We start from the raw sequence: 15455 nt of genomic DNA on the forward strand, positions 1-15455 counted from the left end.
CTACTTGGAGAATACGCTTGTAAAGTGTGAAGTGTATTTTATGATTATCAACGAGGACAACATAGCCAAGAATGAACTATATAGAAGAAAGAAAAATTGGGCGGGCGGCCCGACTCGAGACTGACCGGGTCTGGACTTTATGCCGCTCAGGATGTTGCTTTTGGAGACTCTTGCGTACGCAATGACACCCACTATCGACGCCGCCAGCACAAGCATGGCCACGACCTCAAACTCTGGGACAACCGTTGCTCCGTGTATGTCCACCGAATCAGAGCCTTCGGGCACCCCGAACCTAATAGTAGTCGACGACGAAGTTTCCGAGACTCTGTCGAAGTCTATCTCGTCGCCGTCTGCTATTACCATTGTAATGCCACTTATCATACTCTTTGGCAGCGTCAGCTCTACCTCGCCTTCTCCTTCAAGCTCAATGGTCACGTACTGCTCTGGAGTTATGTCAAGTCCGGTTGCCATTGCTTTAGTCGACATGCCGAACACGGTGTAGTTGTTGCCGTCTAGTGTGGACGATACCGAGAATTCTTGTGGTTCTGGCTCTCCGTCATCTGGAGGTGGAGGCGGCGGGATGTCGGTTCCAAACACCTTTTCGCCGTTGTAAGTCAGCTCGGCCAGTGTTTGAAGGTTCAGCTCTTGGATTTCCGTGGGTAGCGGAACGTACGACAGCTCCTCCGCGAACACCTGGCCCTCGTCGCTTATAGCCCAGGCGACAAAGTCGACTAGAGCCTTTGCCTTGTCCATACTGTCAATCGTTGGAGATGTGCTCAGCTCCTGGTAGAGAAGCAGGTAGGTAAAGCTTGCAATCGGGTACGAGTCCGCTCCGGGCGCATTCAGTATATGAACTCCGTTCCACGAATCGGCTCCTGCCGGAAGCGTTGCGGCAGCTTGGCCTACTGCAGCAGATGTTGATTGAAGTGATGGCTCGATAAAGTTGCCCCCTTGGTTCTGTACCGATGCAAAATTCATGCCGGTTGTCAGCGCATAAGCCAGCTCAACGTAGCCGATCGCGTTGAACGTGCTCCTCACCGTGCTGGCAACACCCTCGTTTCCTGGTGCGCCCACACCTGTCGGCCACTGCACTGAGGTTCCGAATCCTACCTGTTCTTCCCATTCAGAGCTGGTGAGGGACAGGTACTGAGTCCACACGAATGTCGTGCCGGAACCATCCGACCTGTGAACTACGACAATGTCTTGGCCTGGGAGAGGAACGCCGGGATTCAGCTCGGCGATTCTTTCGTCATCCCATTGCGTGATCTCCCCCCTAAAAATGTCCGCAAGTATCGGACCGGTAAGCTTGAGTCCTTTTTGGTTGTAGCCCGGTATGTTGTATGCTGCTACCACCGACCCTATGGCTTCTGGAATGTGCACCGCAGGTGCTGGAAGCGCTGCTTCCCTCTCGGGAGTAAGTGGAGCGTCAGTTGCGCCAAAGTCGACGGTCTTTGCAGTAAACTGGGCGATGCCTCCTCCGCTACCGATCGACTGATAGTTTATGTTAACTCCTGGCTGTACGTTCGGGTATTCTACGCGCCAAGTATCAATCAACGGGAAGGGAAAGGTTGCTCCCGCGCCGTTGATGGCTATTTCTTGCTGTGCGTACGCTTTTGCAAGCATGGTAGCGGGCATCACGAGTGATACCAGCAACATGCCCGCAAAGAGAGACGCAAACAGAGTACGTCCTTCGATGTGCATGCGCGTGAGATAATGACTGAACGGATTAATGGTTAGCGTATATAATTCACGTGAAATACGTGAGGCCATATAGCCGTACGACGATCATATAGGACTATAGAGACAGTTTTCGGCTCCCTCCACAATTTTCGCGTGAAGCAATTCAAAAAATTATTTCACAACAAAAGATAAGCTTGGGTTGATGGTTGTAACCCCAAGCACCCGTTTTGGGATTGGGGGTAGCTTTCGGTGCTCGTGCCGGGGTTGCCAACCTCAACTACGCTTTCGCCTTGTCCTACTGGGAAAAAGGCTATCCAATATAGAATAGTGGAAAGGTACAGGACCACGAGCTCTATGTGTTAGCGGTTGGCAACAGTTATCAGTCCATCCCCCAATTTAGTAATGATGCAGGCTCGTAGCTTGCAGGAAGGCGGCCAGCTCCTGCTCCTGAGCGTGGACGGCTCGTAAGGCCTTCCCCTTTCTCCTTTTTTTATTCTCATACTGACAATATATAGACAAATTTGATATACATGCCGCAGGTACCCGCCCGTGTGGATCTTTACCTCCTGCGCCATGGCGAGGCGGGCAAGAGGCTTGTCGCCGGGAGCAAGGATTCAGAACGGGCGTTGACGGTCACCGGCACAAAAGAGGTAGAGGAGATAGCCGGGGCGCTCGCAAAACTCGGGATAAAGCTTGATTTGGTGGCGACAAGCCCGCTTGCAAGGGCGCGCCAGACCGCGGGTATGGTGGCCAAGAAACTGAAAATAAAAAAAGATAAACTGCAAGAGTGGGACGAGCTAAAGCCGGAGGGGAGCAGGGCCAAACTCTACGACAGGCTTGCCCGCTTCAAGCCCGAAGCCTCCGTAATGGTGGTGGGCCACGAGCCGTACCTCAGCAGCATGGTAAGCGAGCTAGTGTTTGACGGCCAGAAGGGCAGGATAGTGTTAAAGAAGGCCGGCCTTGTGCGGGTGGGCATACTATCTTTCAATCCGAGGCCCAAGGGCGAGCTTCGCTGGCTGCTTACCCCCAGGCACATGAAGAGGATGGAAGCATGAAAGTCTCGGTGGTCGACCTCGGGTTTAACTCTGTCAAGATGGTCAACTACGACGTCAAAAAGGACGGCAGCTACCTGGCCTACCGGCAGGAAGGCGTCAAGGTCAAGCTGGGCGAAGGGTTGACGAAGGCCGGCTACCTGACTGGCGAGCCGGTCGGGCGCACCATCGAGGCGCTGAAGCTTTTCCGCGACGTCATAAGTTTCGATTCCATACGCCATGTCTTGCCCGTGGCGACGAGCGCGGTGAGGGACGCCGTCAACAAGAACGAGTTCCTGAAGCTCGTGCAGGGCCAGACCGGCTTTCAGTTTAAGGTGCTCACGGGGCAAGAAGAAGCCTTTTACTCGTACGTTGGCGCGCTCGAGTCGACATGCATCCCCACGTCGCTCTTTTTCGACTTGGGCGGCGGGTCGCTTGAAATGGTCTACACTGAAAACTACTCTATCAAAAAGGTCAAGTCGTACCCGCTTGGCGCCCTCCGACTTTCGCAAAAATACGGCGGCGTCTTTTCCAAGAAAGCGTACGATAAGATGGAGGAGCACGTGCTTGATGTACTGCCAGAGAGGAAGGAGCTTGGCATGAGCGTGGACACGACACTCGTGGGAGTAGGCGGAACCCTTCGCGGCATTGCGCGCTATGAACAAGAATTATCAGATTACCAGCTAGACAAGATCCACAGCTACCGACTTGACTTCCCATCGGTCTCCGCGATAGCAAAGGGGCTGTACCGCATGGACGCCGACGAGCTTGTGGAGGTCAAGGCAGTCGGAAGCAACAGGGTCGACACTATTGTTGCTGGCTCGGCCGTGATATCGCTTTTGATGCAAAAGCTAGATTTTGACAAGGTGGTGGTGAGCGCAAGGGGACTTCGCGAAGGCATACTGTCGGTTTTTCTGCGCGACCCCAAGACCTTTTACAACGGGAGCATCTCAAGCGAGCGCGCAAAGGCCTACGTCACATTTGCCTGCCAGGTAGAGCCTCTATCGCAGTACGCGTTCTCGTTTGTCAGGCCACTCGTATCTTCCGGGCTTATGCGGGAAAAAGAGCGCGTGATCCTCAGCCACGCGCTTAAGCAGATGGCCGACCTGCCGACCGTGACTAACCTGAGCAACCTGTTCCACCTGATAATCGACGAAGAAAATGCGTTCTTGACGCACAGGGAGCAGCTGATCCTTGCGCTTGCCATAGTCCATACGAAAAAGGCCAAGACGGTGGACTGGCTGTTCTCGCGCTACCGGTCTATCCTGGAGCCGCAGAACATGCGCTCGATTGAAAAGATATCGGCGTGTATCATGCTTTCGACCATCCTTGAAAGATCAAAGGCCGTGACCCGGCTCTCGATATCCGGCAAGAAGGTTGCCATCAGGATCCTGCAGGGCAGGCAGCCCGTGCCGGCGATGGTTGTCGCAGACGCGCTCAAGAACGTTGAGCGCGCGTTCAACGTGACAGTCAGCTGCCAGGTTAACAGCAACGGACCGCCGAAAAGGCAGCCAGCCTCGGTAAGAGTGATTGTATGAAAAGTGGGATGGAGGGAAAACTGATAATCGTCGAAGGTGTAGACGGCTCGGGCAAGTCCACCCAGATACGGCTGCTTGAAAAGTGGCTAAAGTACGCCGGCGTCCCGGTGTATTTCACCGAGTGGAACTCGTCGGAGACGGTCAGGGAGATAACGTCAAAGGGCAAGAGGAAAGGTCTGCTGACACCCATAACTTTCAGCCTGCTCCATGCTACCGACTTTGCAGACAGGTACGAGCGGCACGTACTGCCGCTTTTGCACGCTGGCTACGTGGTTCTTGCCGACCGGTATATTTACACAGCCTTTGCCCGCGACACGGTGCGGGGCTGCCATCCCAAGTGGGTGCGCCAAATGTACGACTTTGCGGCCAAGCCCGATATTGCGTTCTACTTCCGCGTGCCGGTGGACATTGCGTTTGACAGGATAGTCAAGAACAGGCCGAAATTGAAGTATTATGAGGCCGGTATGGACCTGAACCTCAGCAACGACCCGTACGAGAGCTACAGGATCTTCCAGGGCAGGATAGTCGAGCAGTACGAGTCGATGATAGGCCCCGAGAATTTCGCGGTCATCGACGGGACGGTCAACATCGAGGAGCAGCAAAGACAGTTGCGTCAGAAGGTGCTCGAGACGATACCAAGGCAGATGTTTAAGGCGCAAAAGGGGGCCGCGGCAAAGTGAGGCGCGGGGCCGCAAGCCAGGGCAGGATTCTCAAGTTCTACGGCCACGGCATCCCATACGTCGACGACAGTGAGATAAAAGGCCGGCTAATTGTCATAGAGGGCCCCGACGCGTCGGGCAGGAGCACCCAGATAGGCAGGGTCACGGCGCACCTCGAGGCCGCGGGGCATGCCGTGCTCAACGTCGGCCTGAAGAGGTCGGAGCTCATAAGCGAAGGGATCCTCGAGGCAAAGCGCAACTTTGCCGGCCGCAAGACACTCAGCCTGTTTTACGCAGCGGACTTTGCCGACCAATTAGAGAACAAGATAATCCCGGCGCTGCGCGCCGGATACATCGTTCTTGCCGACCGGTATATTTACACGCTCATGGCCAGGGAGGCGGTGCGGGGCATCAGCAGGCGCTGGTCGCACAACCTGTTCAGCTTTGCGCTCGTGCCCGACCTCGTCTTCTACCTAGACGTCGAGCCGGAGGAGCTCGTGCATAGGGTGTTCCAGAAAAACGCCTACCTTGACTATTACGAGTCAGGAGCCGACATGGGGCTCTCAGACGACATGTTCGAGTCGTTTCTGATATATCAGGGGATGATAGCGAAAGAGTTCCGCAGGATGCAAAAGCGCTACAATCTGGTCATCATAAACGGCAACAGGCCAGTACCTGAGATAAACGCCGACCTACAAAAGCGTATAGACTCCTTCCTCAGGTCCGTCCAGGGCGCAAAGGGCTGATGATGGGCCTAGCCGCGCTTTTTGCCAGCCGGTTTGAGAAAAGCGCCCAACTGGTAAAAGAGCGCCTTAGAGCATACATGGCAGAACCCGACAATGAAGAAAAGGTGCACGACGTCAGGACCTCCCTCCGGCGCCTTGATGCGTCGTTCCTTTTGATGCCAAAGAAGTTTCGCAAGCGCAACCGCCGACAGATAGACGCGCACAAGCAGTTTTTCAGGGCAAACAGCCGCGTGCGCGACTATGACATAATGCGGGGCAGGATGGCGGCGCGTGCGCAAGGCGAACTCTTATCACAGCTTGCGGATGCGCTTGACAAAAAGAGAAAGGCCGGGGTTGCGCGTGCCCTTGGCATGGCAAGGCTTTTATTCGCCCTGCCGGCGGCGAGCTTAGAGGGACTTGGCGACGAAGAGCTGGAATCGACGATGGATGAGGTGGCAGGCAGGCTCGTCGGAAAAATAAAGAAGAGGTTCCCAGTGGTGGCCGCAAACAGGGGCGCGGTTGAAGAACTCCACGAGTTGCGCAAGGACCTGAAAAAGTTACGCTATGTGTTCGAGGTGATGCCGGCCGGACTCAAGAAGCCCTATGAGAAAAAGGCGTCGAAGATCCTGAATAGGAAAAAGAAGCCTGTCATGCAACAGCTCAAGGAGCTGCAGGACGCGCTCGGGGCCATGCACGACATCGACATCACGCTGCAGTACCTGGCGGCGCTCGGGAAAAAAACTGCAGTCTCACTTATAGAGAGCGAGAAGGCGGAAAGGGACGAGCTGTTCAGCAAATTTGCGCAAAGCTTCAGAGCCTGACCCTGCACTCGGTGTGCGACGCGTCGAAGACCGTTGAGCACTTTTTGCAGCCGCGCGAAAGCAAGCCTCCGCAGATTCTGCATATCGAGGCAGCTGTAAGCTCTGTGCCGCAGCTCCGGCACGTGCTGTCAGGCACGGAAAAACTCGCCAACTTTGATATTTCACACTTGCCCATGCCCACCGCGTAGATCCGGGGATCCTATATTGGCACACATATTTCACGTGGGATAGACTTTTGTTCTCTCGCCGCGAAACCAGATTGCCTGTTGTTAAGGTTGACTGGAAACCCCGACAGCTGAACACCAGCCACCCGGTCCATAACGCTTCAGGGCTACACCATCAACCTGTTGTGCAAAATCTAGGTAATGTATGTTAGAAAAGTAATTTCTATAGCTGAATGTGCTTTCAGTTGAATATGCACATATACCCAGCGTAGCGTACAATAACTACGTGTTGCGGCAGCACGCAATAATTATAGACGCTGACGCCTCGCCTTCCGGATACATCGCCTGGTACAACCACCACACGGAGAGCAGCAAGATAATGTCCGTCCGCCCCGCGCTGAGAAACGAGCGCTTTGGGGTGCAGAGGATGGGGATGCTCGCAGTCTATTTCGCTCTGAGGGACAACATTGCACAGATACGCAGGACGCTCAGGCGCGCAAGCAAAAAACACCTCATGATAGAGGTACGCAGCGATTCGAAATCGACTGTGGAGCAGCTGCGCGGTGTCGCGGAAATCCGCGACCTTGTGATGCGGCGCATAGTTTTTGTCATCGGCAAATTGCTAGCAAAGATCGGCTGCACGACAATAGTATTTGATCACCTGAAAAGGTCTCGCAACATCGCCGGCCTGATGCTTGAGCAAGGCAGGAGAAAGGAGCGTGAAAAGGCGATTGAGATGGCAAGCCTAAGGAGCCCGTACAGGTTTGCCCCACTACCTCTTTGTGCCTGACCACTTGCGCATCCATTCAAGCAGGTTGAGCACCGACTCGACGAGCTCTTGGCCCTTTGCGGTCAGCCTGTATTCGACGCGGGGCGGGATCTCATTGTACGCCTGCCTTTGCAGTATGCCCAGCTTGTCAAGCTCTTTGAGCCGGCTTGCAAGCGTCTTGCTGGAGATACCCTTTATCGTGCCCCGGAACTGCTTGTAGCGCACCGGCTCAGTGGTGCAGCAGAGCGGTATCAGTATCTCAAGAGTCCCGCGCTTTGTAATTATCTTTCTTAGCTTTGCAGTCTCGGACATGAGCAACGACGCGTCGTAGCCGGAAAAGTTGCATCCTTGCGCCATCGGGAGCTTGGTTTCCATCCTTACACCAACTGCAATGGTTTACCCTTAACAACTTAAATAGTTTCCTCAGTAAAGTATTAGAGTGCAGATCAAGGAGAAAATAAAGGAAAAGTACGACAGGGTCGCGGTATTGAACGAGTCGTGCTGCATGCCCGGCGACTGCGGCTGCGGGACGCCGAAGCAGGCTGCAGAGATGGTGGGCTATGACGCAAAGGAGCTTGATGGTGTGCCGGAAGGTTCGGTGCTGGGGGTTGGTTGCGGCGCTCCACTCAACTTTGCGGGATTGAAGGAGGGCGAGGTCGTGGTCGACCTGGGCTCGGGCGCAGGCATCGATGTTTTCCTATCAGCGAAAAAGGTTGGTGGGTCGGGCAGAGCAATAGGCATAGACATGACCGACGGCATGCTCGAAAAAGCGACGAAGAACGCGGTTAATTATGACAACGTGGAGTTCCGCAAGGGTGACATAGAGGAGCGTATCCCCTTAGAGGACGGCGCCGCGGATGTCGTCATCAGCAATTGCGTCATCAATTTAACTACAGATAAGGTACGCGCGTTTTCAGAAGTGTACAGGGTATTGAAGGACGGCGGCAGGATGGTCATATCCGACCTTGTCACCGATAGAGAGGCCAAGAGCGTTGACGTGGAAAAATGGTGCAGCTGCATCGATGGCGGGCTTACGCTAGAAAACTATATCGCAAGCATCAAGAAGGCCGGCTTTGGAGACGTGAGCGTATTAGAAGAACGTCCGTACATCCAAGGCGACGGCAGGAAGATAAGTAGTGTGGTCGTGAGGGCTGTGAAATGAAGACCATACTGTTCGTGTGCGTCGAGAACGCTGGCAGGAGCCAGATGGCCGAGGGCTTTTTCAACAGGTACGCGCCGAAAGGCTTTCGCGCAGTCAGCGCCGGCACCAGGCCGGCGGCGCAGATAAACCCACTTGCGGTCCAGGCAATGAAGGAGGCTGGCATGGACATCAGCGCGCAAAAGTCCAAGATAATCACCGAAGACATGATACGCGATTCTGCAAAGGCCGTGAACATGGGCTGCATGGACAGGGCAGAGTGCCCGCTGCTTTTCCTTAACAACCCCATCGACTGGGGCATACAGGACCCAAAGGGCCAGGCCATCAAGAAGGTCCGCGAAATTCGCGACGACATTGAGAGAAGAGTAAAAGAGCTTGTCAAGAACCTCGAGTATAGCCGCTAGCCTAACTGCAAACAAAGGAAGGTTTGCGGCGGAGCTCGTCGGCACGTTTCTGGTAGTGGTCTTCGCGACCGGTTCTGTGGTCATAGATGCGCAGGCCGGCGGCGCGTACGGGACTCCTTTTGCCGCAGTCGCGCCGACGATAGCAGTCGCCGTCAGCGTCTACGCGTTCGGCAAGGTATCAATGGCGCACTTCAACCCCGCCGTGACGGTCGCGTTTTTTATCACAAAGCACATTTCAAAGGCGCAGCTGCCAGTCTACCTTGGCGCAGAGATGATAGGCGCCGTCCTTGGCAGCCTGTTCGTGATGGCGTTTGTAGGGACTGAGGCGGATCTGGGCGCAAATGCCCCCGACTACTCGTTCCCGCTCCCGCTCATAATCGCGGTCGAGGTTCTTGCAACCGGGCTTCTTATGGCAGTCATCTATGTTGTTGTATACACGAAAGGATTGAAGGGTTTCAGTGGAATAGCGATAGGAGGCATAGTCGGGCTTGACATACTATTCCTTTCGTTCATATCAGGCGCATCGATGAATCCTGCGCGCTCGTTTGCGCCTGCCGTCTTTTCGGGCGCGGTGGGCGACCTGTGGCTGTACTGGTCTGCCACTTTCATCGGTTCATCAACAGTCGCTTTTATTGCCGGGAAAAGGCTCTAGCTGTAAGGCTGGCCTTCTTTCTTGGTTGACTTGTCGTCGGTAAACCTGAGCCTGCTGCCGAACTTGATGATGAACGGAGCCATGAATGTGGTAACTATGGTTATCACACCAAAGAGCGGAAGTATAGACGACGAGAGGGCGCCGACGTCCTGTCCACCCTTAATAACTACGAGCGAAAGCTCTCCTCTCGCAGGCGCCATGCCAAAGGCCGCCCTGAGCGACGTAAGGTTGTCAAACTTCATCCTGTTCAAAATGGCAGTCACTATCAGAAACTTGGATGCAAATGACGTCAGGATCAGGATGGCTGCCGGCACAATGAAGACGGGCACGAGCGAGATGTCCATAAGCGCGCCGATGGAGATGAAGAATATGGCGGTAAACATGTCGCGCAGGGGAAGTGTCAGTATCCTTGCCACCGCCGCACTGTTTGACTCGGCTACGAGCACGCCTGCGAGGAACGCCCCGATTGCGACTGACATCCCGAGCCCACTTGCTAGGAATGAGAGACCGAACGCAAGCCCGAGAATGACTATTAGCAGGAGCGCGTAGTCGTTGGTTTTGCCAGCCATGTCTATTACCTTTGGGATCGACTTTGATCCGAGGTAGAGTATGCCGCCTATGAATGCGCCCACAACGCCGAGCGTTATCGCAAGTGTCGGAAGCGACACTTCGCCGTTGTTTACTGCCACCGACTGGAGCACCGCAAGGGCGCTGACCACGAAGATGTCCTCTATTATGAGCATGCCAAGCACGAGCGTCGTCGACTGTGATTTTATCATGCCCAGCTCCTCAAGCACCTTGACCGTCACGACGGTACTGGTGATAGAAAGCGCGAGTGCAAGGAACAGCGAGTCGAAAAAGTTGAACCCAAGCGTCTGCGCTATAAAGAACACTATGATAAGCGTGGCGACAGACTCTGTCATTCCCACGACTGCCGAGAGCCTGCCAATCGTCCTCAAGCGCGCCATTGGAAACTCGGTGCCGATGACAAAGAGCAACATGATGATGCCCAGTTCCGCCAGCACGTTGATCGTGTCAAGGTTGCTGACCAGCGTGAACGGAGGGGTGAACGGCCCTATGATGATGCCCGCCAAGATGTAGCCTATCACCGACGGCTGTTTCAGCTTGTATGTGATGGCGATCATCACGGCCGCGACTATCATAACGGCCGCAAAGTCCTGCACGATGAAATCAGCCGACCCTTCTCCGGGTGTGAAAAACTGCGGCAAAAACGAAGTTATACCGGCGGTCTCGTGGTTCACTGCATAGGTAAAGCTTGTCGACGATAAAAACAAGCTTGTTAAGACCTTGAGGCAGCCATTATGTATGCAGGAACCACTTGCAACAAACTAATTATAGAATCAGCGCCAAGGAACAACATTGCGTTTTGAGATCCGCTGGCGTGCCCTGTTTGTGGCGATAGGCGTGGTGGTTTTTTTTGCAGCCTATTCTGCCGGCGCGGCCGTGGAGATGACGCCGGAGGAGGCAGACAATGTTCGCGAGCAGTTTTCCGATCAGATAGCAGACATAGACCAATACGGGATATTCCTTAACAACATACGCATCGCTTTTGGAATGTTCGTGCCCGCTATTGGCGTGGTCCTAGGTGCGTTCTCCGGTTATGCCACCGGGAATGTATTTGCGGCGATAGCGGAAGGAGAGCCGGCGCTCGCCGACATCCCACCGCAGATAATACTCCTGACACCGTTTGGCATGATGGAAGTATTTGCGTACGGGCTTGCAATGTCAAGGAGCGGCCTGCTTGTTTACCAGTTCGTGAAGAGAAAGCACTGGCAAGAATACGCAGTCCCGACTTTGATAGAGCTTGGAATTGCTGCTGCAGTTTTGTTTGCCGGCGCGGTCGTCGAGTGGTGGATGATACAGGAATATGGCGGCCTGAACCTCGACCTTGCATCCTAGCCCTCTCATGCACTCCAAGCGTGGCGTAGTAGCCCTTGCTGTCGGCCTATGTTATATTCTGAGATAAACTCCTGCGCCTTGGCGGCCACCTCGTCCCCGTTCCACCCTTGACGCTCATCCTGCAGAGGTCGACTTCCCATTGATCATTTCGGTTCAGCCACCGGTAGAGCCTCAGGTCCCTGCTGTACTGCTCTCCACGACAGCAAGGGCGACTATCATGTTCCCGTTCCTGTACAGGTCGTGACCGTCGAGCACCTTGAAAGTGGGGGAAACAAGATATTCGTTCATGCGAGTTTAGCGGTTGATTGAGGCTTTAAGCTTTGACAAAAAGGAAGTGGAAAGGCCCTTACTGGGTCTCGCCGCACGCTGGGCAGGTCTTTTGCGACTTGGGTACCTTTGCTCCACATTCTGCGCAATATTTTGTCGAGGTACTGTCCTGCCCCATGCCAACAGACTTTTCCATCGACATTTCAAGTTCTAAGAACTGTTTTTAATATATAAGCATCATTCAAAACCGGGCGGACCGGTACCGAAGCGGCGATAGTTTTACGCGGTGCTCAGAACTCCAGGTACGTCTGCCTCTTTGTCTGGTCAATGACCATCGCAGATATGTCCGAGAATTCCTTGCCCTCAAGCTCGCTTACAAGCCCCTTAAACGTAGTTTCCCTGTCAGTGGTTAGGCGTTCGAACACCCACGCGTTCAACTTTGACGTGTCAACGCCGTTTTCTCGTAGGAACTTTGCTATATCGGACTGCATGAGGTGCTTTGAGAGGTCGCGTGGCCAAGGCCTCGGGAGTAGTATGACGCTCCTGCCTTCTTTTACGGCCTGCACCAGATCCTTCTTTTTCTGCTCGATTTCGCCGGTGACGTGGAAGGTGACAATGAGCGCCTTGTCGGTCGGCACGCGCGACTTTGCCGCCGCAACCTGTATCGAGCTTATGCCCGGTATTATCTGCACGTTTTCGTCGCCAAATATCTCTAACAGTCGGTCAACGACTTCGGACTCTGAAAAGTTTGCGTCTCCGGTGAAAGGCACGGTGCAGTACTCGCCGTCCTTCATTTTTCCGTAAACATCTTGGTAGATGTGTTCCTGCGACTTCATCGTAACTTCGAACACCTGCTGCTTTTTCCGGTCGATGACTCCCTCTAACGTCGAAAGCGTGTACTTGTAGCCAACGATGTACCGCGACTTGCGCACGGCTTCCTTGGCCGCGTCGGTAAGGTAAAGCGGTGACCCCGGGCCGACGCCGACTACAAACAGTTTTTTCAACTGGCCTGTGTTACACTGGGCTCAATAATTACCTTGCAACTATCATGGTGTTAGTCCCGCGTATGCCCTTTATCTTGCGGAGCCCCCATGAAATGGTCTTTTGCACTTCCTTTTCGTTGCTTTCCTCAACGACTGCCAAGATGTCGTACTCCCCAAAAAGCTGGTAGACCTCCTTCACGCCGTCAAGTGATTTTATCTCCTCCTGCAATAGCGGCTCAACGCCGGTTTCTGTATTGATGAAAATGAATGCCTTGGTCATTAATCGGTCGTTACTGGTAATAAACGGCGTCGGATGCCAATATAACGGTTGTTTTCTAGCCCGAGGCGGTTTTCACGAGCGAGATGAGGGACGACCAATCCATCCTCTGGAACTCGAGCGGGTCCTTTGCCGGGTATTTCACCCACCCCCTGACTACAGAGAACTTCATCGTCTTGACCTTGTCGCCTAGGTTTATCTTCACCTTGAGGAGCGTGCCCCATCTTTTTTCCTCCTGCGAGATGTCCAATATCTGCCTGTACGGGACCTCAAGGTTGTCAGGGCTCTTGTCAAGGTCGGCTTCTAGGTTCTTTATACTGTAGCCTTCCGCCGGCCTGAAAACGTTCTCGCCTGCTTGGAACCGGTTGAGCTGCCTCCTGGAATGGGTGTCGTGCGCCCTGTACGTAATCTCTGTCTTTGAGATGAACGCAAGCCTCCTGTCGGTTATAACGAGCATGCCCTCCTTGCCGCGTTTCATGAATCCGTCCTCCTCGCCCCAGATCCAGAACATGTGCGCCTTGATCTGCTCGTCCCAGTCGACCACGAGTAAGCGAGTAGAAAATGCGATATTAAAGCGTTAAATGAAAAAAGAAAGAAGTGAGAGGCGTTTAGCCTTCTTCCCAACCCTTCACGAAGAGGCCGTGCTTCTTCAGTGGGATTGGCTGTCCGGGGGTGTAATCCATCGGCCTCATCCAGAATATGGCCTTTGTCGGGCACACGCCAATGCAAGCTCCGTCGGAGATGCATCTTTCTGGATAGAACACGAATGCCTTACCCCTCTTCCATCCTTCAACTGGCTTCACCCTGAGCACATCTGGACCGAGTGCGGTGCAGATTTCTACGCAGAGTGCGCAGCCAATACAGTGTTGTTCGCTAACATCAGGAAGTATTGCGACTGGCATCTAGTTCACCGATCATCGAAACCCGTCAAATCTATTTAAACCCTGTGCTATTTTTATAACAGCGATATAATCGAGAAAGACAACGATTGCAGGCGTGCTGCACTCGTGGGGGATACGGCCAATGGTCGTGGCATTTACAACGCGAATGCCTGCATCTTTTCAGCCAGTCTATCTGCCCAGCTAGACTGTGAGATATCATCATTTGCATAATATTTATTCTACCCATGAATGCTTGATACTCTTCCATGCCCGGCCAACACTATTAAGCCAATTTCTGGCACTAGTGGGCATGGCGGGCGTGCTGCTCCACATCGCATTCGACGACACCGACTCGAGGGCGGGCCGGTGCACCACCCACTTGGCCTTTCGCGTGGCAGGCGGGCTCAGAGAGATGGGTGCCAAGCTTGTCGACTATCCGCTCCTAATCAGGTTGAACCCGAACATCCCCTGGAAGACGAGGGGCAACGGCGCGGTCTGCCTGCGGGCAGTCGTACAGGATTCAGGCAAGGCAGTCGACTATGTGAGGCAGGCGGTAGAGGAAGGCTCTGCCATCGGCTCGGGCGCAAACCCGGGCGTGGCCTTTTTGCAGTCAGAAAATGTGCCCGAACAATTAAAAAAATTCAGCGCGCTTGCAATGGCCGACGTGTCGAGCCGGCAGATGGCAGAAAAAGTAGCGCAGGTAAGCGATGTGCAATACTATACGTTTGGCAACGGGCAGGGGCTCGTTGGGGCACTTGGCGCAATGGGCTGCATGCTTGAAGGCGACCATACGTTTGAGCTCATCGCGTATAGAAAGCAGGAAAACTGCGGCGTGCCCCGCGTTGTCGACGAAAGTAAAGTGATCAAGTTTAGCAAGGAGACATACCCCTTCACGTTCAACAACTATGACCAGATGCACGGGCGCGTGTTAATTGCGCCGCACGGGCCAGATCCGGTTTTCATCGGGGTGCGCGGCGAAAACCCCGAGATCGTCTCGTCGGCGCTATCTATCTTGCAGCCGGATGAGGAGTTGGAAGGATCAATCGTGTTCCGCTCAAACCAGGGCACCAACATGCATCTGCAGAGAGAGCTGGATCTGCGCGTAGCAAAAGCGTACACGGCAGGTTTTGTCCGGTGCAATGTCAAGACAAAGCCGGTCGCGATGGAAGGCGGCCATGTGTTTTTTGAAGTGGAGCAGGCAGGCGCGGCGATGCCGGCCGCAGTATACGAGCCGACCGGGCTTGCAAACATCGCGGCAAGACTGGAGCCGGGCGACAGGATAGAGATCGGCGCCGGCGTGCGCAAAGGCACGATCAAGCATCCCAAGGTGCTTAACATTGAATACCTGTCAGTGCTTACGCTTGCAACTGTTTACGACGTTCAAAATCCGCTGTGCAAGATGTGTGGCAGGCGCATGAAGTCGGAAGGCCGCAACAAGGGCTACCAGTGTGACAGGTGTAAGTTCCGCGACGCGCATGCACAGAAAGTGATGACCCAGAAAGAGCGCGAATTGAAAACGGGGCTG

19 protein-coding genes and 1 pseudogene are annotated in these 15455 nt (G+C 54.2%); 11 read left to right on the forward strand and 9 right to left on the reverse strand.

Annotated elements, in window-relative coordinates; all coding sequences use genetic code 11:
• Complete coding sequence (gene pstS, locus VGA14_RS03500; protein WP_331002360.1) at nucleotides 1-1701, reverse strand: phosphate ABC transporter substrate-binding protein PstS; 1701 nt, start codon at nucleotides 1699-1701, stop codon at nucleotides 1-3.
• Between the two features lie 530 nt (nucleotides 1702-2231).
• On the opposite strand from pstS, the gene sixA reads away from it, so the two are divergent.
• Genes sixA through VGA14_RS03525 form a run of 5 tightly spaced genes read left to right on the forward strand, consistent with a single transcriptional unit; the run spans nucleotide 2232 to nucleotide 6454 of the window.
• Entirely contained in the window at nucleotides 2232-2735 is a 504-nt protein-coding gene (sixA, locus tag VGA14_RS03505; protein ID WP_331002361.1) for a phosphohistidine phosphatase SixA, read from the forward strand.
• Entirely contained in the window at nucleotides 2732-4249 is a 1518-nt protein-coding gene (locus tag VGA14_RS03510) for a hypothetical protein (protein ID WP_331002362.1), read from the forward strand. Before sixA ends, VGA14_RS03510 begins: the two co-directional genes overlap by 4 nt.
• Nucleotides 4246-4929, forward strand: coding sequence for a dTMP kinase (gene tmk, locus VGA14_RS03515; protein WP_331002363.1), 684 nt, complete (start codon nucleotides 4246-4248; stop codon nucleotides 4927-4929). Before VGA14_RS03510 ends, tmk begins: the two co-directional genes overlap by 4 nt.
• On the forward strand, nucleotides 4926-5654 hold the full coding sequence (locus VGA14_RS03520) for a thymidylate kinase (RefSeq protein ID WP_331002364.1): 729 nt from the start codon (nucleotides 4926-4928) through the stop codon (nucleotides 5652-5654). The genes tmk and VGA14_RS03520 overlap by 4 nt, the downstream gene beginning before the upstream one ends.
• Nucleotides 5654-6454 (forward strand): CHAD domain-containing protein, encoded by an 801-nt coding sequence (locus VGA14_RS03525; RefSeq protein ID WP_331002365.1) that lies wholly within the window; start codon nucleotides 5654-5656, stop codon nucleotides 6452-6454. The genes VGA14_RS03520 and VGA14_RS03525 overlap by 1 nt, the downstream gene beginning before the upstream one ends.
• Here the strand turns inward: VGA14_RS03525 and VGA14_RS03530 are convergent.
• Nucleotides 6444-6629, reverse strand: coding sequence for a hypothetical protein (locus tag VGA14_RS03530; protein ID WP_331002366.1), 186 nt, complete (start codon nucleotides 6627-6629; stop codon nucleotides 6444-6446). The two genes, VGA14_RS03525 and VGA14_RS03530, sit on opposite strands and share 11 nt — an antisense overlap.
• A 275-nt stretch (nucleotides 6630-6904) precedes the next feature.
• Here VGA14_RS03530 and VGA14_RS03535 point away from each other — a divergent pair, with 275 nt between their 5' ends.
• Complete coding sequence (locus VGA14_RS03535; RefSeq protein ID WP_331002367.1) at nucleotides 6905-7408, forward strand: hypothetical protein; 504 nt, start codon at nucleotides 6905-6907, stop codon at nucleotides 7406-7408.
• Here the strand turns inward: VGA14_RS03535 and VGA14_RS03540 are convergent.
• Nucleotides 7391-7762 carry a helix-turn-helix domain-containing protein gene (locus VGA14_RS03540; protein WP_331002368.1) on the reverse strand — a complete coding sequence of 124 codons (372 nt, stop codon included), beginning with the start codon at nucleotides 7760-7762 and terminating at the stop codon, nucleotides 7391-7393. The genes VGA14_RS03535 and VGA14_RS03540 overlap by 18 nt on opposite strands.
• A gap of 64 nt (nucleotides 7763-7826) precedes the next feature.
• Here VGA14_RS03540 and VGA14_RS03545 point away from each other — a divergent pair, with 64 nt between their 5' ends.
• From VGA14_RS03545 to VGA14_RS03555, 3 genes are read left to right on the forward strand one after another with little or no spacing between them, the layout of a single operon-like run.
• A complete protein-coding gene (locus tag VGA14_RS03545; RefSeq protein WP_331002369.1) occupies nucleotides 7827-8549 on the forward strand; it encodes a methyltransferase domain-containing protein in 723 nt (240 codons plus the stop codon).
• Nucleotides 8546-8950, forward strand: a complete 405-nt coding sequence (locus VGA14_RS03550) for an arsenate reductase ArsC (protein WP_331002370.1) — start codon at nucleotides 8546-8548, stop codon at nucleotides 8948-8950. Before VGA14_RS03545 ends, VGA14_RS03550 begins: the two co-directional genes overlap by 4 nt.
• Nucleotides 8922-9602, forward strand: a complete 681-nt coding sequence (locus tag VGA14_RS03555; RefSeq protein ID WP_331002371.1) for an MIP/aquaporin family protein — start codon at nucleotides 8922-8924, stop codon at nucleotides 9600-9602. Before VGA14_RS03550 ends, VGA14_RS03555 begins: the two co-directional genes overlap by 29 nt.
• Here VGA14_RS03555 and VGA14_RS03560 read toward each other — a convergent pair.
• Nucleotides 9599-10864, reverse strand: coding sequence for a cation:proton antiporter (locus tag VGA14_RS03560; RefSeq protein WP_331002372.1), 1266 nt, complete (start codon nucleotides 10862-10864; stop codon nucleotides 9599-9601). The two genes, VGA14_RS03555 and VGA14_RS03560, sit on opposite strands and share 4 nt — an antisense overlap.
• A gap of 118 nt (nucleotides 10865-10982) precedes the next feature.
• Between VGA14_RS03560 and VGA14_RS03565 the strand changes: the two genes are divergently transcribed.
• Nucleotides 10983-11522: a hypothetical protein gene (locus VGA14_RS03565; RefSeq protein ID WP_331002373.1), complete on the forward strand. Its 540-nt coding sequence runs from the start codon at nucleotides 10983-10985 to the stop codon at nucleotides 11520-11522.
• A 346-nt stretch (nucleotides 11523-11868) separates the two neighbouring features.
• On the opposite strand, the gene VGA14_RS03570 is transcribed toward VGA14_RS03565, so the two are convergent.
• From VGA14_RS03570 to VGA14_RS03590, 5 genes are all read right to left on the reverse strand, one after another.
• Nucleotides 11869-11985: a zinc-ribbon domain-containing protein gene (locus VGA14_RS03570; RefSeq protein WP_331002374.1), complete on the reverse strand. Its 117-nt coding sequence runs from the start codon at nucleotides 11983-11985 to the stop codon at nucleotides 11869-11871.
• Between the two features lie 94 nt (nucleotides 11986-12079).
• On the reverse strand, nucleotides 12080-12793 hold the full coding sequence (gene cbiE / locus VGA14_RS03575) for a precorrin-6y C5,15-methyltransferase (decarboxylating) subunit CbiE (RefSeq protein WP_331002375.1): 714 nt from the start codon (nucleotides 12791-12793) through the stop codon (nucleotides 12080-12082).
• 28 nt (nucleotides 12794-12821) lie between these two features.
• Entirely contained in the window at nucleotides 12822-13052 is a 231-nt protein-coding gene (locus tag VGA14_RS03580; protein ID WP_331002376.1) for an Lrp/AsnC ligand binding domain-containing protein, read from the reverse strand.
• A gap of 55 nt (nucleotides 13053-13107) precedes the next feature.
• Complete coding sequence (locus tag VGA14_RS03585; RefSeq protein WP_331002377.1) at nucleotides 13108-13593, reverse strand: hypothetical protein; 486 nt, start codon at nucleotides 13591-13593, stop codon at nucleotides 13108-13110.
• 64 nt (nucleotides 13594-13657) lie between these two features.
• Nucleotides 13658-13951 (reverse strand): NADH-quinone oxidoreductase subunit I, encoded by a 294-nt coding sequence (locus tag VGA14_RS03590; protein ID WP_292639401.1) that lies wholly within the window; start codon nucleotides 13949-13951, stop codon nucleotides 13658-13660.
• Nucleotides 13952-14240: 289 nt separating this feature from the next.
• On the opposite strand from VGA14_RS03590, the pseudogene VGA14_RS09650 reads away from it, so the two are divergent.
• Nucleotides 14241-15431: pseudogene (locus tag VGA14_RS09650) on the forward strand (TiaS agmantine-binding domain-containing protein); the annotation flags it as partial.
• Between the last annotated feature and the right edge of the window lie 24 nt (nucleotides 15432-15455).

Source organism: Nitrososphaera sp. (genome assembly GCF_036397675.1).
GTDB lineage: Archaea > Thermoproteota > Nitrososphaeria > Nitrososphaerales > Nitrososphaeraceae > Nitrososphaera.

Bases quoted from the DNA above. Each gene is read 5' to 3' on its own strand.
- VGA14_RS03530 (WP_331002366.1), bottom strand. From the start codon at position 6,629: ATGGGCAAGTGTGAAATATCAAAGTTGGCGAGTTTTTCCGTGCCTGAC.
- VGA14_RS03525 (WP_331002365.1), top strand. From the start codon at position 5,654: ATGATGGGCCTAGCCGCGCTTTTTGCCAGCCGGTTTGAGAAAAGCGCC.
- pstS (WP_331002360.1), bottom strand. From the start codon at position 1,701: ATGCACATCGAAGGACGTACTCTGTTTGCGTCTCTCTTTGCGGGCATG.
- VGA14_RS03510 (WP_331002362.1), top strand. From the start codon at position 2,732: ATGAAAGTCTCGGTGGTCGACCTCGGGTTTAACTCTGTCAAGATGGTC.
- VGA14_RS03550 (WP_331002370.1), top strand. From the start codon at position 8,546: ATGAAGACCATACTGTTCGTGTGCGTCGAGAACGCTGGCAGGAGCCAG.
- VGA14_RS03590 (WP_292639401.1), bottom strand. From the start codon at position 13,951: ATGCCAGTCGCAATACTTCCTGATGTTAGCGAACAACACTGTATTGGC.
- VGA14_RS03580 (WP_331002376.1), bottom strand. From the start codon at position 13,052: ATGACCAAGGCATTCATTTTCATCAATACAGAAACCGGCGTTGAGCCG.
- tmk (WP_331002363.1), top strand. From the start codon at position 4,246: ATGAAAAGTGGGATGGAGGGAAAACTGATAATCGTCGAAGGTGTAGAC.
- VGA14_RS03570 (WP_331002374.1), bottom strand. From the start codon at position 11,985: ATGGAAAAGTCTGTTGGCATGGGGCAGGACAGTACCTCGACAAAATAT.
- VGA14_RS03540 (WP_331002368.1), bottom strand. From the start codon at position 7,762: ATGGAAACCAAGCTCCCGATGGCGCAAGGATGCAACTTTTCCGGCTAC.